The 17,096-nt window shown below is 59.7% G+C and carries 14 protein-coding genes; 5 read left to right on the forward strand and 9 right to left on the reverse strand.

From position 1 onward, the window contains the following. Window positions 1-132: 132 nt before the first annotated feature. The 3 genes from phoB to RHP74_RS30765 all read left to right on the forward strand — a co-directional run bounded on the left by phoB (window position 133) and on the right by RHP74_RS30765 (window position 3,654). Window positions 133-822, forward strand: a complete 690-nt coding sequence (gene phoB, locus RHP74_RS30755) for a phosphate regulon transcriptional regulator PhoB (RefSeq protein ID WP_008150066.1) — start codon at window positions 133-135, stop codon at window positions 820-822. Window positions 823-903: 81 nt separating this feature from the next. Continuing rightward, window positions 904-2,190, forward strand: a complete 1,287-nt coding sequence (phoR, locus tag RHP74_RS30760) for a phosphate regulon sensor histidine kinase PhoR (RefSeq protein WP_231990966.1) — start codon at window positions 904-906, stop codon at window positions 2,188-2,190. Between the two features lie 123 nt (window positions 2,191-2,313). Next, the gene (locus RHP74_RS30765; protein WP_010465310.1) at window positions 2,314-3,654 is read left to right on the forward strand and encodes a hemolysin family protein; all 1,341 of its coding nucleotides are present in this window, start codon (window positions 2,314-2,316) and stop codon (window positions 3,652-3,654) included. A gap of 177 nt (window positions 3,655-3,831) precedes the next feature. Here the strand turns inward: RHP74_RS30765 and RHP74_RS30770 are convergent, their stop codons facing one another. The 8 genes from RHP74_RS30770 to RHP74_RS30805 form a co-directional block, all read right to left on the reverse strand. After that, window positions 3,832-4,728 (reverse strand): peptidoglycan DD-metalloendopeptidase family protein, encoded by an 897-nt coding sequence (locus tag RHP74_RS30770; RefSeq protein WP_077748554.1) that lies wholly within the window; start codon window positions 4,726-4,728, stop codon window positions 3,832-3,834. 205 nt (window positions 4,729-4,933) lie between these two features. Next, window positions 4,934-5,884, reverse strand: coding sequence for a response regulator (locus tag RHP74_RS30775; protein WP_010465313.1), 951 nt, complete (start codon window positions 5,882-5,884; stop codon window positions 4,934-4,936). Window positions 5,885-6,051: 167 nt separating this feature from the next. Continuing rightward, window positions 6,052-6,813 (reverse strand): phosphate signaling complex protein PhoU, encoded by a 762-nt coding sequence (phoU, locus tag RHP74_RS30780; protein ID WP_008150055.1) that lies wholly within the window; start codon window positions 6,811-6,813, stop codon window positions 6,052-6,054. Window positions 6,814-6,933: 120 nt separating this feature from the next. Beyond that, window positions 6,934-7,767 carry a phosphate ABC transporter ATP-binding protein PstB gene (gene pstB, locus RHP74_RS30785; protein WP_010465315.1) on the reverse strand — a complete coding sequence of 278 codons (834 nt, stop codon included), beginning with the start codon at window positions 7,765-7,767 and terminating at the stop codon, window positions 6,934-6,936. Between the two features lie 95 nt (window positions 7,768-7,862). After that, complete coding sequence (pstA, locus tag RHP74_RS30790) at window positions 7,863-9,533, reverse strand: phosphate ABC transporter permease PstA (protein ID WP_077748552.1); 1,671 nt, start codon at window positions 9,531-9,533, stop codon at window positions 7,863-7,865. Between the two features lie 15 nt (window positions 9,534-9,548). Then, a complete protein-coding gene (locus tag RHP74_RS30795; RefSeq protein ID WP_311100609.1) occupies window positions 9,549-11,582 on the reverse strand; it encodes an ABC transporter permease subunit in 2,034 nt (677 codons plus the stop codon). Between the two features lie 485 nt (window positions 11,583-12,067). Continuing rightward, window positions 12,068-13,066 (reverse strand): phosphate ABC transporter substrate-binding protein PstS family protein, encoded by a 999-nt coding sequence (locus RHP74_RS30800; protein WP_145306516.1) that lies wholly within the window; start codon window positions 13,064-13,066, stop codon window positions 12,068-12,070. Between the two features lie 230 nt (window positions 13,067-13,296). Next, the gene (locus RHP74_RS30805) at window positions 13,297-14,595 is read right to left on the reverse strand and encodes an MFS transporter (protein WP_010465323.1); all 1,299 of its coding nucleotides are present in this window, start codon (window positions 14,593-14,595) and stop codon (window positions 13,297-13,299) included. 383 nt (window positions 14,596-14,978) lie between these two features. Here RHP74_RS30805 and RHP74_RS30810 point away from each other — a divergent pair, with 383 nt between their 5' ends. Both RHP74_RS30810 and RHP74_RS30815 read left to right on the forward strand, forming a co-directional pair. Continuing rightward, a complete protein-coding gene (locus tag RHP74_RS30810; protein WP_007896491.1) occupies window positions 14,979-15,383 on the forward strand; it encodes an acyl-CoA thioesterase in 405 nt (134 codons plus the stop codon). 57 nt (window positions 15,384-15,440) lie between these two features. After that, window positions 15,441-16,340, forward strand: a complete 900-nt coding sequence (locus RHP74_RS30815) for a D-hexose-6-phosphate mutarotase (protein WP_311096944.1) — start codon at window positions 15,441-15,443, stop codon at window positions 16,338-16,340. 135 nt (window positions 16,341-16,475) lie between these two features. Here RHP74_RS30815 and RHP74_RS30820 read toward each other — a convergent pair whose 3' ends face one another. Beyond that, window positions 16,476-17,012, reverse strand: coding sequence for a DUF3299 domain-containing protein (locus RHP74_RS30820; RefSeq protein WP_102594569.1), 537 nt, complete (start codon window positions 17,010-17,012; stop codon window positions 16,476-16,478). Between the last annotated feature and the right edge of the window lie 84 nt (window positions 17,013-17,096).

Below are 17,096 nucleotides of genomic sequence, written 5' to 3' on the forward strand. Positions count from 1 at the left end.
TGTCAGGATTCGGACTTAGAGCTTAGTTCAGGATCATGACCACCGCCGACCTGCTAAATTGCTGTCACACGACTGCAATAATTCCGTTATCTAATGCGGCGCAAGACAGTTAAATGACAAGAGGATTAAGGCATGGTTGGCAGGAGCATTCTGATCGTCGACGACGAAGCGCCCATTCGCGAAATGATCGCCGTTGCGTTGGAAATGGCCGGCTATGACTGCCTGGAGGCCGAGAACTCCCAACAGGCCCATGCCATCATCGTCGACCGCAAACCGGACCTGATCCTGCTCGACTGGATGCTGCCCGGCACGTCCGGTATCGAGCTGGCTCGCCGTCTCAAGCGCGATGAGCTGACCGGGGACATCCCGATCATCATGCTCACCGCCAAGGGCGAAGAGGACAACAAGATCCAGGGGCTGGAAGTCGGCGCTGACGATTACATCACCAAACCGTTTTCCCCCCGTGAGCTGGTGGCGCGCCTCAAAGCCGTGCTGCGCCGTGCCGGTCCTACCGATGGCGAGACACCGATCGAAGTCGGCGGCCTGCTGCTGGACCCGATCAGCCACCGTGTGACCATCGACGGCAAACCCGCCGAGATGGGCCCGACCGAATATCGTCTGCTGCAGTTTTTCATGACTCACCAGGAACGGGCCTACACCCGTGGCCAGTTGCTGGATCAGGTCTGGGGCGGCAACGTGTATGTCGAAGAGCGCACCGTCGACGTGCACATCCGCCGTCTGCGCAAAGCCCTCGGTGATGCCTATGAGAATCTGGTACAAACCGTGCGCGGCACCGGTTACCGCTTTTCTACCAAAGCCTGACCAAGAGCTTTCCCGCCCGACAAGCTGACAAGGACGCGTGTTCAATTGAACCAAAACTGGCATGGCACCCTGATCCGCCACATGCTGTTGCTGGTGACCGGGTGTCTGGTGATCGGCCTGATTACCGGCTACTACGGCTGGAGCCTCGCCGCGGGCCTGGGCCTTTACCTGGCCTGGACCCTCAAGCAATTGCTGCGGCTGCACGAATGGCTGCGGCTGCACAAACCCGACGAGGCACCACCCGACGGCTATGGCCTGTGGGGCGAAGTGTTCGACAGCATCTACCACTTGCAACGTCGCGACCAACGCGTGCGCGGACGCCTGCAAGCGGTGATCGATCGGGTACAGGAATCCACTGCCGCGCTGAAAGACGCCGTCATCATGCTCGACAGCGAGGGCAACCTTGAGTGGTGGAACCGCGCCGCCGAAACACTGCTTGGCCTGAAGACGCCGCAAGACAGCGGCCAGCCGGTCACCAACCTGGTGCGCCATCCGCGCTTCAAGGAATATTTCGAGCAGGACAGCTACGCCGAACCGCTGGAAATCCCTTCGCCGATCAACGATCGCCTGCGCATTCAGCTGTACATCACCCGCTACGGCAACAACGAACACTTGATGCTGGTGCGCGACGTGACGCGTATCCATCAGCTGGAACAGATGCGCAAAGACTTCATCGCCAACGTCTCCCATGAACTGCGCACACCGTTGACGGTCATCTGCGGTTACCTGGAAACCTTGCTGGATAACGCCGAGGAAGTGAACCCGCGCTGGACCCGTGCCTTGCAGCAAATGCAGCAGCAAGGCGGGCGCATGCAGACCTTGCTCAACGACTTGTTGTTGCTGGCCAAACTGGAAGCCACCGATTACCCCTCGGACAACCAGCCCGTGGCCATCGACGGCTTGCTGCAATCGATCACGAGCGACGCCCAGCAGTTGTCCGGCCAGAAAAACCAGCGCATCACCCTGGAAGCTGATCCAACGATCCTGCTCAAGGGCAGCGAAGCCGAGTTGCGCAGCGCGTTTTCCAACCTGGTGTTCAACGCAGTGAAATACACGCCGGCCGAAGGCAATATCCGCATTCGCTGGTGGGGCGATGAGCAAGGCGCGCACCTGAGCGTGCAGGATTCCGGGATCGGCATCGACAGCAAACACCTGCCGCGCCTGACTGAACGTTTCTACCGCGTCGACTCCAGCCGCAATTCCAACACCGGCGGCACCGGCCTCGGCCTGGCAATCGTCAAACACGTGCTGCTGCGCCACCGCGCACGGATGGAAATCAGCAGCGTGCCGGGCCACGGCAGCACCTTTACCTGCCATTTCGCGCCCGCTCAGGTCACAAAAACCCGGGTCATCAGCACCGCCGACTGATACCGGCCAGCACTCGCCACTAGGCAATCGCCCGGTCAGCCGCTACATTGGCTGACTTGTGCCTGCCCTTCAGGCACCGCATTGACCCCCTATTCGAATACACGGAACCCGCAAAACTCCATCATGGACCCTTCCCCAGGCTTGACCCTCGCGACACTCTTCGCCGATTTCGGCATGATTCTTTTTGCTCTGATCCTGGTTTTGCTCAACGGCTTTTTCGTTGCGGCGGAATTCGCCATGGTCAAATTGCGCTCGACCCGGGTCGAGGCCATCGCTGAGAAAAACGGCTGGCGCGGACACATCCTGCGCACCGTTCACAGTCAGCTCGATGCGTACCTCTCAGCGTGCCAATTAGGTATCACCCTCGCCTCCCTGGGCCTGGGCTGGGTCGGTGAACCGGCGTTCGCACACATTCTGGAACCGCTGCTTGAAGCCGTCGGCGTGCAGTCGCCCGAAGTGGTCAAAGGCGTATCGTTCTTCGCTGCGTTCTTCGTCATCTCGTACCTGCACATTGTGGTCGGTGAGCTGGCCCCGAAATCCTGGGCCATTCGCAAACCCGAGTTGCTGTCGCTCTGGACCGCAGTGCCGCTGTACCTGTTCTACTGGGCCATGTACCCGGCGATCTACCTGCTCAACGCCAGCGCCAACACCATCCTGCGGATCGCCGGCCAGGGTGAACCCGGCCCGCATCACGAACACCATTACAGCCGAGAAGAACTGAAACTGATCCTGCACTCCAGCCGTGGCCAGGACCCGAGCGACCAAGGCATGCGTGTGTTGGCTTCCGCCGTGGAAATGGGCGAGCTGGAGGTGGTCGACTGGGCTAACTCCCGTGAAGACCTGGTGACGCTGGAGTTCAACGCGCCGCTCAAGGAAATCCTGGCGATGTTCCGTCGCCACAAGTTCAGTCGCTATCCGGTGTACGACAGCGATCGCCAAGAGTTCGTCGGCTTGCTGCACATCAAGGATCTGCTGCTGGAACTGGCGGCCCTGGACCACATTCCCGAGTCATTCAACCTCGCCGAACTGACCCGGCCGCTGGAACGCGTATCGCGGCACATGCCGCTGTCGCAGTTGCTGGAGCAGTTCCGCAAGGGTGGCTCGCACTTCGCCCTGGTCGAAGAAGCCGATGGCAACATCATCGGCTACCTGACCATGGAAGACGTGCTTGAGGTGCTGGTCGGCGACATTCAGGACGAACACCGCAAGGCTGAGCGCGGCATTCTCGCGTACCAGCCGGGCAAGCTGCTGGTGCGCGGTGATACGCCGTTGTTCAAGGTCGAACGCCTGCTGGGCATCGACCTGGACCACATCGAAGCCGAAACCCTCGCCGGGCTGATCTATGAAACCCTGAAACGGGTGCCGGAAGAGGAAGAAGTGCTGGAAGTCGAAGGCTTGCGGATCATCATCAAGAAAATGAAAGGGCCGAAGATCATTCTGGCCAAGGTGTTGATGCTCGATTAAGCGCGACACCGGCGGCGAGCGAGCTCTTGTGGCGAGAGAGCTTGCTCCCGCTGGCCGATCCGCGCCCGGGCGTAGCAGTCGTAAACCGATGAATGCGGTGTGCGGTTGCAGGCGTTGGGGCCGCTTCGCAGCCCAGCGGGAGCAAGCTCCCTCGCCACAGTAATTGTGCTGATCCGGCTATTGCTTGCCCAACGCAAAGTTGGGCAACGCGCCCACTGGCTGATTGAACTGATACGGAATCGACACCAACCCAAGCCCCGTATTGCGCTGCACCACGAAGTGCAAATGCGGCCCGCTGCTGTTGCCGGTGTTGCCCGACAGGGCCAGCGCACTCCCCACCGCTACCCGTTGCCCCTCGCGAACGCCCACCGAACCTTGCTTGAGGTGCAGGTACACGCCCATCGTCCCGTCATCGTGCAGCACCCGCACGAAATTGCCTGAAGGATCGGTGCCACGTCCGGTCTGGGCATTTTCGGTTTTCACCACCACCCCGCCCCGCGCCGCAATGATCGGCGTGCCTTCGGGCATGGCGATGTCCATGGCGTAACGGTTTTTGGCGCCGAAATGGCTGTATTGGCCGTTGGCACCCTGACTCAAGCGAAACGGCCCACCACGCCAGGGCAGCGGATACCGATAGGCCATGGCAGCCCCTGAAGGGTCGCCCAGGGAATATTCGAACCTTGGGGTGTACGCCAGCGGCCTTCCGGCCTTAGTCGCCGTGAGCAGCGCCAGACGGATGTTGCTGCGGGCCGGCATCACCCGGCGGATCGGTCGGCTCGGCGCGCCGCTGACATTGCTCAGCCCGGCAAAACTCAGCTCGATCTCGACCGGCGCATACAGGTCGTTGCGCACGTACACGTTGTCCACGCCCTTCTGCTTCTTGATCTCCAGGTACACCTGGCGCTCAAGGTGCTCGACCATGCGATCACGAAAAACGAACACCTGGGAGCCTTTCGTGGGGCGGTCGCTGTAGGAGACCACGCCATTGGCGTCTTTGGACTTGTAGATCGTCATGGCCACAGCCGAGGTGGAGGCCATGAAGAGACCACAGAAAAACAGCAGGCGCGCGAGCATGGGCAAGAGTCTGTCGAGTAAGGCCTGGGAAGGAGCCTAGCAGCTGCAATGGACCCGGGTAGTCGGCAGATGTTTCAAAATGGGCAGCAAAGGGGATGTGCGGTGAGTTTGATGGCCCCTTCGCGGGCAAGCCTCGCTCTTACAGGTCGGTGTGATCTGTAGGAGCGAGGCTTGCCCGCGAAGACGGACTCTCAGGCGATGAAGATTACGCGCCAGGTACGAAATGCTTCTGCGCCGTGCCACGTGCGATCAATCGGGAGATGTAGTCGAGCTTCTGCGCATCCTGATCCACAAAGCGGAAGGTCAGTTGCAGCCAGTCGCTGTCAGGTTTCGGCTCAAAAGCGACAATGGCGTGCAAGTAGCCATTGAGGCGGGCGACTTCAGCGTTGTCGCCCTGCTCCAGGTCCAGCACGGCGCTGTCGAGGACTTGCGGCAGCGTGTCGGTGCGCTTTACCACCAGCAGCGCTTCCTTGATGCTCAAGGCTTTGATCACGCACTGCTGAATGCCGCTTGGCAAACGCAGCTGGCCTTGACCCCGACCGCTGGCGGGAGCGGAAGCAGCGCCCGGCGCCTTGACCGGCGGGCTATTGAGCAAACCGCGAGACGCAGCCGGGGCAGGGGTCGGCGCGGCGGCAGCAGGTTTGGCGAACGGGTTGACCGGCGCCGCTGCAGGTGCGACCACGGCCGCCTTGCCGCCGGTCAATGCGCTCAGGGAATCGTTGCCGAAAGCCGAGTTCATTTTGGTCGGCGCACCGTTCATCAAGGCGTCGAGCTTGCCGACCTTGTTCAGCGCTTGCTTGACCTTGGTCAGCAGTTGTTCGTTGGTGAAGGGCTTGCTGACGTAGCCGGAAACGCCGGCCTGAATCGCCTGGACCACGTTCTCTTTATCGCCACGGCTGGTCACCATCACGAAGGGCATGGTCTTGAGATTGTCCTGCTCGCGGCACCAGGTCAGCAGTTCCAGGCCAGACATTTCCGGCATTTCCCAGTCGCACAGCACCAGATCGAACGCTTCCTTGGCCAGCATGGCCTGAGCTTTTTTGCCGTTGATGGCATCTTCGGTCCGGATACCCGGGAAGTAGTTACGCAGGCACTTCTTTACCAGGTCACGAATGAACGCTGCATCGTCCACCACCAACACACTGATCTTGCTCATCCATCACCCCTCGAAAAAATCCCGGCAAGCATACCGTTTTGCTGATGGCACATTGCCAAAAACCTTCAGTCACGCCGGGACTTTTCGTTCGCGGGTGCTGCTTTTGAAGTCGAAAGCCACACACAAAAACGCCCGGCCAAAGGACCGGGCGTTTTTCTTGGGCAGTCTTACTTATCGTCAGCTTTGCCCGGAACATTAGCGGTTTCGCCACTTGTGCCTTCAACTTCTTCTTTCATGCGCTTGAGGCCCAGGTGACGCACGTCCGTGCCGCGCACCAGGTAAATCACCAGTTCCGAGATATTGCGCGCGTGGTCGCCGATCCGCTCCAGCGAACGCAGCACCCAGATAATGCTCAAGACCCGCGAGATAGAGCGCGGGTCTTCCATCATGTAGGTCGCCAGCTCACGCAGTGCGGTCTTGTATTCGCGGTCGATGATCTTGTCGTACTGGGCCACCGACAACGCCAGGTCGGCGTCGAAGCGGGCAAAGGCGTCCAGCGCGTCACGCACCATGTTGCGCACCTGGTCGCCGATGTGGCGAACCTCGACGTAGCCGCGCGGGGCCTCGCCTTCTTCGCACAACTGAATGGCGCGGCGGGCGATCTTGGTCGCTTCGTCACCGATGCGCTCCAGGTCGATCACCGATTTGGAGATGCTGATGATCAGACGCAAGTCGGATGCTGCCGGCTGACGACGGGCCAGAATGCGCAGGCATTCTTCGTCGATGTTGCGTTCCATCTGGTTGATCTGGTCGTCGATCTCGCGAACCTGCTGGGCCAGGCCGGAGTCGGCCTCGATCAGCGCGGTCACCGCGTCATTGACCTGCTTTTCCACCAGACCGCCCATGGCCAGGAGGTGGCTGCGAACTTCCTCCAGCTCAGCGTTGAACTGCGCGGAGATGTGATGGGTAAGGCCTTCTTTACTAATCATTCGGTTCGCTCCGCGAAAGTTGCCAGCTTCAAGCTGCAAGCTTCAAGCAGTTATGTATAAGTCCTGATATCGCACCGCTTCCTACTTGCCGCTTGAAACTTGCGGCTTGCAGCTGTACGGCTAGCCGTAGCGACCAGTGATGTAGTCTTCGGTCTGCTTCTTCGCCGGATTGGTGAACAGCGTATCGGTGTCGCCGAATTCCACCAGTTTGCCCATGTACATGAACGCCGTGTAGTCGGAAACCCGCGCGGCCTGTTGCATGTTGTGGGTCACGATGACAATGGTGAATTTCGATTTCAATTCGTAGATCAGTTCTTCGACTTTCAGCGTGGAGATCGGGTCGAGTGCCGAGCATGGTTCGTCGAGCAGCAGCACTTCCGGCTCTACAGCGATGGTGCGCGCGATGACCAGACGTTGCTGCTGACCACCGGACAGGCCGAGTGCCGATTCATGCAGACGGTCTTTGACTTCGTCCCACAGCGCCGCGCCTTTCAACGCCCACTCGACCGCTTCGTCGAGAACGCGCTTTTTGTTGATGCCCTGGATGCGCAGGCCGTACACCACGTTTTCGTAGATGGTTTTCGGGAACGGGTTCGGCTTCTGGAACACCATGCCGACGCGACGACGCAGTTCGGCCACGTCTTCGCCCTTACGGTAGATGTTGTGGCCGTACAGGTTGATTTCACCTTCTACGCGGCAACCGTCGACCAGGTCGTTCATGCGGTTGAAGGTACGCAGTAGCGTGGACTTGCCGCAGCCGGACGGGCCGATGAAGGCGGTCACACGCTGTTTCGGAATGTTCAGGCTGACGTCGTACAGCGCTTGTTTGTCGCCGTAGAACAGGTTCAGGCCCGGCACTTCGATGGCCACGGTTTCCTGTTCAAGGCTCAAGCTCTGTTTGTCGCGGCCCAAGGCAGACATGTTGATGCCGTGGGTATGTGCTTCGTGCTGCATGGGGTCTCACTCCGTTCGTAGCTGCAAGCTTCTAGCTGCAAGCTGCAAGTTTTGAGCAAAAGCGGCTTATAGCTTGCCGCTTGTGGCTAATGGCTTTAGCTGTCTAGAGCTTTGTATTTTTCGCGCAGATGGTTACGGATATAAACGGCCGACAGGTTCAACGTGGCAATCACCAGCACCAGCAGCAGCGCCGTGGCATACACCAGCGGCCGCGCGGCCTCGACGTTCGGGCTTTGGAAGCCGACGTCATAGATATGGAAGCCCAAGTGCATGATCTTCTGGTCCAGGTGGAGGTACGGGTAGTTGCCGTCCAGTGGCAGCGACGGCGCCAGTTTCACCACACCCACCAGCATCAGCGGCGCCACTTCACCGGCGGCGCGCGCCACGGCGAGGATCATGCCGGTCATCATTGCCGGGCTGGCCATTGGCAGCACGATCTTCCACAAGGTTTCAGCCTTGGTCGCGCCGAGGGCCAACGAGCCTTCACGCACGGTGCGAGGAATCCGCGCCAGGCCTTCTTCCGTGGCCACGATCACCACCGGCACCGCCAGCAGCGCCAGGGTCAGGGACGCCCAAAGCAAACCCGGTGTACCGAAGGTCGGCGCCGGCAACGCTTCCGGGAAGAACAACCGGTCAACCGAACCGCCAAGTACGTAGACGAAGAAGCCCAGGCCGAACACGCCGTAGACAATCGCCGGAACGCCCGCCAGGTTGTTCACCGCGATGCGGATAATCCGGGTCAACGCGTTCTGCTTGGCGTATTCACGCAGGTAAACCGCCGCCAACACGCCGAACGGCGTCACGATCATCGCCATGATCAAGGTCATCATGACGGTGCCGAAAATGGCCGGGAAGATCCCGCCCTCGGTGTTCGCTTCACGCGGGTCATCGCTGAGGAATTCCCAGACCTTGCTGACGTAGAAGCCGATCTTGGTGAAGGTGCCCATGGCGTTCGGCTGATAGGCGCGGACCACTTTGCCGATGCCGATCTCGATCTCTTTGCCGTTGGCATCGCGGGCGGTCAGGCTGTCGCGGTTGAACTGGGCGTGCAGGTCATTCAGGCGGGCTTCGATGTCCTGATAACGAGCATTGAGCTCAGCGCGCTCGGATTCCATGTCCGCTTGCGCGGCGGCGTCGAGCTGGCCGGCCAGTTCCAGTTTGCGACCGTGCAGACGCACACGTTCCAGACCGGCGTTGATCGCGCCAATGTCGGCTTTTTCCAGGGTCTTGAGCTGTGCTGCAAGCTTGTTCACGCGATCGACACGGGCCTGCAACTCGGGCCATGCGGCTTCGCCCTCAGCAATGACTTTGCCGTCCTGCTTGACGTTGACCAGGTAGCCGTAGAAGTTGCCCCACTCGCGACGCTCGACGGCCATCAGCTCCGGCGGCGTCTTCTGGTTGGTCAGCCACTCGCCGACGATCCAGGTGAAGTCGTTGCCGTTCAGGTCGCGGTTGCCGACCTTGATCAGCTCACGGGTCATGAACTCCGGGCCCTGATCGGGCACCGGCAGACCAGCGCTTTTCAAGCGCTCGCGCGGCACTTCTTCTTTCTGCACCACTTCGCCGATGACGAGGTGGTTGGCCTGGCCCGGCACGTCATAACTGGCGTGCACCAGGTCTGCCGGCCAGAAGTGGCCCAGACCGCGCACGGCAATCACCGCCAGCAAGCCAATGGTCATGATGACCGCGATGGACACCGCGCCACCGCTGATCCAGACGCCTGGGGCGCCGCTCTTGAACCATCCTTTCAGGGAGTTCTGTTTCACAGACTTCTACCTTTCTTAAAGCGACGAGTATTTCTTGCGCAGACGCTGACGAATCAGTTCCGCGAGGGTGTTCATGACGAAGGTGAACAACAGCAGCACCAGTGCCGAGAGGAACAGCACGCGATAGTGACTGCCGCCGACTTCCGACTCGGGCATTTCCACCGCGACGTTGGCGGCCAGCGTTCGCAGACCTTCGAACAGGTTCATTTCCATGACCGGGGTGTTACCGGTGGCCATCAGCACGATCATGGTTTCACCGACCGCACGGCCCATGCCGATCATCAGTGCCGAGAAAATGCCCGGGCTGGCGGTGAGGATCACCACACGGGTCATGGTCTGCCATGGCGTGGCACCGAGGGCCAGGGAACCGAGGGTCAGGCCGCGGGGCACACTGAACACGGCGTCTTCGGCGATGGAGTAAATGTTCGGGATGACCGCGAAGCCCATGGCCAGACCGACTACCAGAGCGTTGCGCTGGTCGTAGGTAATGCCCAGGTCGTGGGAGATCCACATGCGCATGTCGCCGCCGAAGAACCAGGTTTCCATGTACGGGCTCATGTACAGCGACAACCAGCCCACAAACAGAATCACCGGGATCAGGATCGCGCTTTCCCAGCCGTCCGGCACTTTCAGGCGGATCGACTCAGGCAGGCGGCTGAAGACGAAACCAGCGACCAGGATGCCGATTGGCAGGAGCATCAGCAGGCTGAAGATGCCCGGCAAATGCCCTTCCACATAAGGCGCGAGGAACAGGCCGGCGAAGAAGCCGAGGATCACCGTCGGCATCGCTTCCATCAGCTCGATCACCGGCTTGACCTTGCGACGCATGCCCGGGGCCATGAAATACGCGGTGTAGATCGCGGCAGCGACGGCCAGAGGAGCGGCCAGCAGCATGGCGTAGAACGCGGCTTTCAGGGTGCCGAAGGTCAGTGGCGACAGGCTCAGCTTGGGTTCGAAGTCGGTGTTGGCGGCGGTCGATTGCCAGACGTATTTAGGCTCGTCGTAGTTCTCGTACCAGACCTTGCTCCACAACGCGCTCCACGACACTTCCGGGTGCGGGTTGTCGAGCAGCAGCGGCTGAATCTTGCCGCCCGCTTCGACGATCACACGGTTGGCCCGTGGCGACAGGCCGAAGACGCCTTGGCCGTCGACCACCTGGTCCACCAGCAAGGTGCGGTGGGCGGTGCTGTGGAACACGCCAAGCTTGCCGGAGGCGTCGAGGGCCACGAAGCCTTTGCGACGTTCTTCAGCGGTGATTTCAACGATCGGCGTAGTGCCCATCTGGAAAGTGCGGATCTGCTTCAGGCGCAACTCGCCATCCGGGTCACGGGCCATGAACCACTGGGCCAGGCCGCCTTTGGAGTCGCCGAGAATCAGCGAGATACCGCCCACCAGTTGAGTACTGGCAGTGATTTCGGCGTCACCGTTTTCCAGCAATTTGTAGCGACCGTTGAGGCTCTTGTCGCGCAGGCTGAACACGTCGGCCTGGGCGCGACCGTTGATCACGTACAGCCATTGCTGACGCGGGTCGACAAAGATGTTCTTCACCGGCTCGGTCATCTGCGGCAGCTCGATACGCTTCTGCTCGTTGGTCACTTCGCCGGTCATCATGTTTTCTTCGCTGGTCAGCGAGAGCACATTGAGTTGTGAGCCGGTGGAACCGACCAGCATCAGGGTCGAATCCGTGGCGTTGAGGCTGACGTGCTCCAGTGCACCGCCCGCTTCGTTCAGCGCGATCGGCGTTTCGCCGTACGGGTATTCGATCGCCGGCGAGATGGTTTTCTTGCCATCTGGATAGCTGACTTTATAAGTGTGACGGAACACCAGCGCCTGACCGTTGGACAGACCTACTGCGACCAGCGGATGGCCGGGCTGGTCTTCGCCGATGGAGGTCACAGTGGTGCCGGCCGGGATCGACAGATCGACGCGTTTGAGTTCAGCGCCACTGTCGATGTCAAAAAACAGCGCCTGCCCTTTGTCAGAAACTCGCATGGCGACCTGGTTCTGCTCTTCCAGAGAGATCATCAACGGCTTGCCGGCGTCTTGCATCCAGGCGGGCGTGATGGATTCCTTGGCGGTCAGGTCGGCACCCTGAAACAGGGGGAAGACAACGTAGGCGAGGAAGAAGAAGATCAACGTGATCGCGCCGAGAACGGCAAGGCCGCCCACGAGGACGTACCAGCGGGTCAGGCGATCTTTGAGCGCGCGGATGCGGCGCTTGCGTTGCAATTCAGGCGTATTGAAATCAATTCGCTTGGGGGGATTTGTAGTCATGGTGGAATTGGCCAGATCATTCATGCGCACACCCTAGCGATCCTGTATGACAGAAAGATGACAATGCAGTGACGCAGCAAATCCGCCGCCAGCGGGAACTGGCAGTGGACCGGAAATTTGGGGGCCGGCGTACCGGCATTTGCAGGAGCGAAGCTTGCTCGCGAAGGCGTCATTACATTCAACGTCACGTTGACTGAACCACCGCTTTCGCGGGCAAGCCTCGCTCCTGCAGAGCCCGGGATTACCCCGGGCTCAGGGTTTTACTTTTTTGCTACGTTGCCGCCTTCTTGCAGACCCAGGTCAGCCAGTGCTTTTGCAGCAACCTTGGCTGGCAGTGGGATGTAACCGTCTTTCACTACAACTTCCTGACCCTGTTTGGACAGAACCAGTTTCACGAACTCAGCTTCCAGCGGAGCCAGAGGCTTGTTCGGGGCCTTGTTGACGTAAACGTAGAGGAAACGCGACAGCGGGTACTTGCCGTTCAGGGTGTTTTCTTCGGTGTCTTCGATGAACTCAGTGCTGCCTTTCTTGGCAAGAGCCACTGTCTTCACGCTAGCGGTCTTGTAGCCGATGCCCGAGTAACCCACGCCGTTCAGCGAGGAGCTGATCGACTGCACAACCGAAGCCGAACCTGGTTGTTCGTTGACGTTTGGCTTGTAGTCGCCTTTGCACAGGGCTTCTTCTTTGAAGTAGCCGTAGGTGCCGGATACCGAGTTACGACCGAACAGCTGAACCGGCTTGTTGGCCAGGTCGCCCGTCACGCCCAGATCACCCCAGGTTTTCACGTCGGTTTTAGCACCGCACAGACGAGTCGAGGAGAAGATCGCGTCGACTTGCTCCATGGTCATGTGCTGGATCGGGTTGTCTTTGTGTACGAAGACAGCCAGGGCGTCCACGGCAACCGGGATAGCGGTTGGCTTGTAGCCGTATTTGGTTTCGAACGCTTGCAGCTCGTTGTCCTTCATCTTGCGGCTCATCGGGCCCAGGTTAGCGGTGCCTTCAGTCAGCGCAGGTGGCGCGGTAGAAGAACCGGCAGCCTGAATCTGGATGTTGACGTTCGGGTATTCTTTTTTGTAGTTCTCAGCCCACAGGGTCATGAGGTTGGCCAGGGTATCGGAGCCGACGCTGGACAGGTTGCCCGACACACCAGTGGTCTTGGTGTAGCTCGGGATAGCAGGGTCAACAGCGGCAACCGCGTTGGCAGTCGCAACGCCAGCAGCGACAAAAGTCATTGCCGCCATCAAACGCTTCAGTTTCATGCCTTACTCCTAGCAGATAGGGTGTGTTAGTCGGGGCCAAGTATCAGCAGGCCGTGTGAACACTCTATGGCTGAAATATGACAATTGGATGAAAGGCCAGCATTCGAGTTTTTACCGGATAATTCATGCGCCCCAAATCGCTAGCAGGCTAGCCCCACATTGCAATGCAATTCAATGTGGGGCTAGCCTGCTAGCGATAGGGCCGGTACAGCTACAGACAGTTTCAGGGATCAGCGACCCTTCTTCCAAAGATACGCACCCACCAGAATCCCGACCCCGCAAATGATCGCCACGTAGTAGGCAGGCCCCATCGGGCTTTCCTTGAGCAGCAGCGTCACCACCATCGGCGTCAAACCACCGAAAATCGCATAGGCCAGGTTGTAGGAGAACGACAACCCGCTGAAGCGCACCACCGCTGGAAAGGCTTTGACCATCACGTAGGGCACTGCACCGATGGTCCCGACCAGGAAACCGGTCAAGGCGTACATCGGGAACAGCCAGTCCGGGTGGTTGAACAGGCTGTGATAGAACGTCCACGAGCTGATCAACAGCGCGGCGCTGCCAAACACAAACACTCGGCCAGCGCCGAAACGGTCAGCCAGGGCACCGGAAGCCACGCAACCTACACTCAGGAACACGATCGCCAGGCTGTTGGCCTGCAACGCGGTAGTTGGCGAGAAGTGGTAAACGGTCTGCAGCACGGTCGGCGTCATCAGAATGACCACGATGATGCCGGCGGACAGCAGCCAGGTCAGCAACATGGAAATCAGGATCGCACCGCGATGGTCACGCAGCACCGCGCGCAGCGGCACTTCTTCGGCCAGGGCCTTGCGCAGTTGCAGTTCGGCAAACACCGGGGTCTCGTGCAACCAGCGGCGCAGGTAGACCGAGAACAGACCGAACACGCCACCCAGCAGGAACGGGATCCGCCAGGCGTAATCGGACACTTCCAGCGGGGTGTAAATGCTGTTGATCGCCGTGGCGACCAATGAACCCAGGAGGATGCCAGCCGTCAGACCGCTCGTCAGGGTGCCGCAGGCATAACCGATATGTCGCTGCGGCACGTGTTCGGAAACGAATACCCACGCGCCCGGCACTTCACCACCAATCGCCGCGCCTTGAATCACCCGCATCAACAGCAACAGGATCGGCGCCCACATGCCGATCTGCGCATAAGTCGGCAGCAGACCCATGATCAGGGTCGGCACCGCCATCATGAAAATGCTCAGGGTGAACATCTTTTTGCGGCCAAGCAGGTCGCCGAAATGGGCCATCACAATGCCGCCCAACGGACGAGCGAGGTAGCCGGCGGCGAAAATGCCGAACGTCTGCATCAGGCGCAGCCACTCGGGCATGTCCGCCGGGAAGAACAGTTTGCCCACCACCGTGGCGAAGAACACGAAGATGATGAAGTCGTAAAACTCCAGTGCGCCGCCCAGGGCAGACAGCGATAACGTCTTGTAGTCGCTACGGGTTAACGGGCGTGCGGGCTGGGTCGGCTGCGCGATGCTAGAGGGCGCTGTGGTCATGGCAAGGGCTTCTCTTATAGTCGGATCTGCAACCCCAACAACGCTGGCGAGGGCTTGGGCAGGTCCGGCACGATAGCAAATTGTTCGAAAAAGCACATAGAGGTGCGTATTTGACGGTCAAAATGAGAACCGGACGGTCGTCTCGGAGTCTACCGATCGATATACTCGCTGCGTTGCAGCATTTGTAAGGGGTTGCTGTGCGAAAACGCGCTGGATGACTGGCAAGGTCATTGCGTGGCTCAGTCGGTTTCGCAGAGTTTCCCTTTAGGCGCCTTTCGAAAAACGTGACGAACGTAGTATGTTCGGGGCTGAATCGTTTTTTCTTGAGACGGCTATTCACCTGAAGTACCAATGAAGAGTCACGGGTCAGAGGCACCCCCGGCATGATAGAGCTCGAACAAGAAGATCCAATTCCGCAAGGCGACCTTGCCCTGCAAATCACCGCGCTTCCGCGTGAAACCAACGGCTTTGGCGATATTTTCGGCGGCTGGCTGGTGGCACAGATGGATTTGGCCGGCACCGCAATGGCCAGCAAAGTTGCGGGTGGACGCGTAGCAACCGTGGCGATTGATCGCATGGCGTTCCTGGTCCCGGTGGCGGTGGGCGCTCAGCTTTCCTTCTATACCCAGGCGCTGGAAATCGGCCGCAGCTCGATTCAGATGATGGTCGAAGTCTGGAGCGACGATCCGCTGTCCAGCGAGTGGCGTAAAGTGACTGAAGCCGTGTTTGTGTTTGTCGCGATCGATGGCAGCGGCCGTACTCGTTCGGTTCCTCCGCGCGCGCGTTAAACACGGCGACCTTTCTGCGGTCCATTGCAGTCATTGTTCCTGATCGAGAGTTGCCCCATGAGCACGCCCAACGTTGAAGCCGTGAAACTGGATGAACTGAACTGCTGGCGCATCCGCCACGGTCAGGCCGAATTGCTGGTTGCCCAGCAAGGCGCGCACATCCTCAGTTATCAATTGGCCGGCCAACCGCCGCTGATCTGGCTTAACGATGAGGCCGTGTTCAAGACCGGCAAGAGCATCCGCGCCGGCGTGCCGGTGTGCTGGCCGTGGTTCGGCAATTTCAAGCGCAACCCGCAAAGCGTCCAGGCGATGCGCGTCAGCAACGAACCGCCGACTGCCCACGGTTTTGTCCGGGCGATGGATTGGGAATTGGGCGGCATAGAAACCGAGGGTGAGAGCCTGAAGGTGGAATTCGTCCTGCCCTACCCCGAAGGCGGCTTTCCAGGCTGGCCACATCAGGTGGATCTGAAGTTGAGCATCCGTCTGGATGAGCAACTGCACATCAGCTTGACCAGCCACAATCAGGGCACCGATACCGTCACCATCAGCCAGGCGTTGCACAGTTACTTCGCTGTCAGCGATGTGCGCACGGTGCATGTCGAAGGGCTGGATGGCTTGAGCTATATCGAAACGCTGGACGACTGGAAAACCGTGACCCAGACCGGCGATCTGCGCTTTACCGGCGAAACCGACCGTATCTACCTCAATACCCCGGCGAAGCTGAGCATTGTCGACCCGGCCTGGAAACGGCGCATTGAGCTGACCAGCAGTGGTTCGCGCTCGGCGGTGATCTGGAACCCGTGGATCGAACGCGCGGTGGCATTCAGCGACATTGCCGACGATGGCTGGCAGAAGATGCTGTGCATCGAGACGGCGAATGTGATGGATGATGTGGTGACGCTGAAACCCGGCGCCACCCACACTCTCGAAGTCAGCATCGCCAGCAACCCTTTATAAGCAACACCACAAAACCAATGTGGGAGCGAGCCTGCTCGCGATGACGTCATAACATCCAACATCAATATTGGCTGTTACACCGCTATCGCGAGCAGGCTCGCACACAGTGGATCTTTGTCAGTCTGGTTGGCGCTGTTACAAATCCGACTCCTGCACCACCCGCACCTTCGCCGCATCCAGCGCATACGCCGCGTCAGCCAAATCATTGTTGACCTTCTCGACCTTCAGCGTGCCGGTCACCCACAGCGGTGTGTAGATATCGTCCAGCTTCAAACCCTTCGGATAACGCACCAACACCAATTGGTTAGGTGGCGGTGGCGGCACGTGGATGCAGGCGCCCGGGTACGGGACAAGGAAGAACAGCGTGCTGCGGCCCTTGGCGTCGGACTCCAGCGGTACCGGATAACCGCCGATGCGGATGTTCTTGTCGTTCATCGACGGCACGGTTTTGGTCGAATACATCACCGCCGGCAAGCCCTTGCTCTGCTTCATGCCACCTTTTTCAGTAAAGGTGCCATCGCCTTCGGGGGAGTTGTGGTCGATTTCGGGCATGGCCTCGAGGGCTTTCTGGTCCGACTTGGGCATCAGTTCGAGCCAGTCGGTTTCCGGCAGTTCGCCGGCATGGGCAAGGCCCGTACCCAGTAAAAGAAAAGTCAGCAGAAAACGGCGCATGAAGGTGCTCGGCATAAGGAGAGGTCTGTGCAACGCCGAGCATTCTAGCCCTCCCCGCGTGCGGCGCGGAGAGGACTTCGTCGC

This window comes from Pseudomonas sp. SG20052 (genome assembly GCF_031766055.1).
Lineage (GTDB): Bacteria > Pseudomonadota > Gammaproteobacteria > Pseudomonadales > Pseudomonadaceae > Aquipseudomonas > Aquipseudomonas mandelii.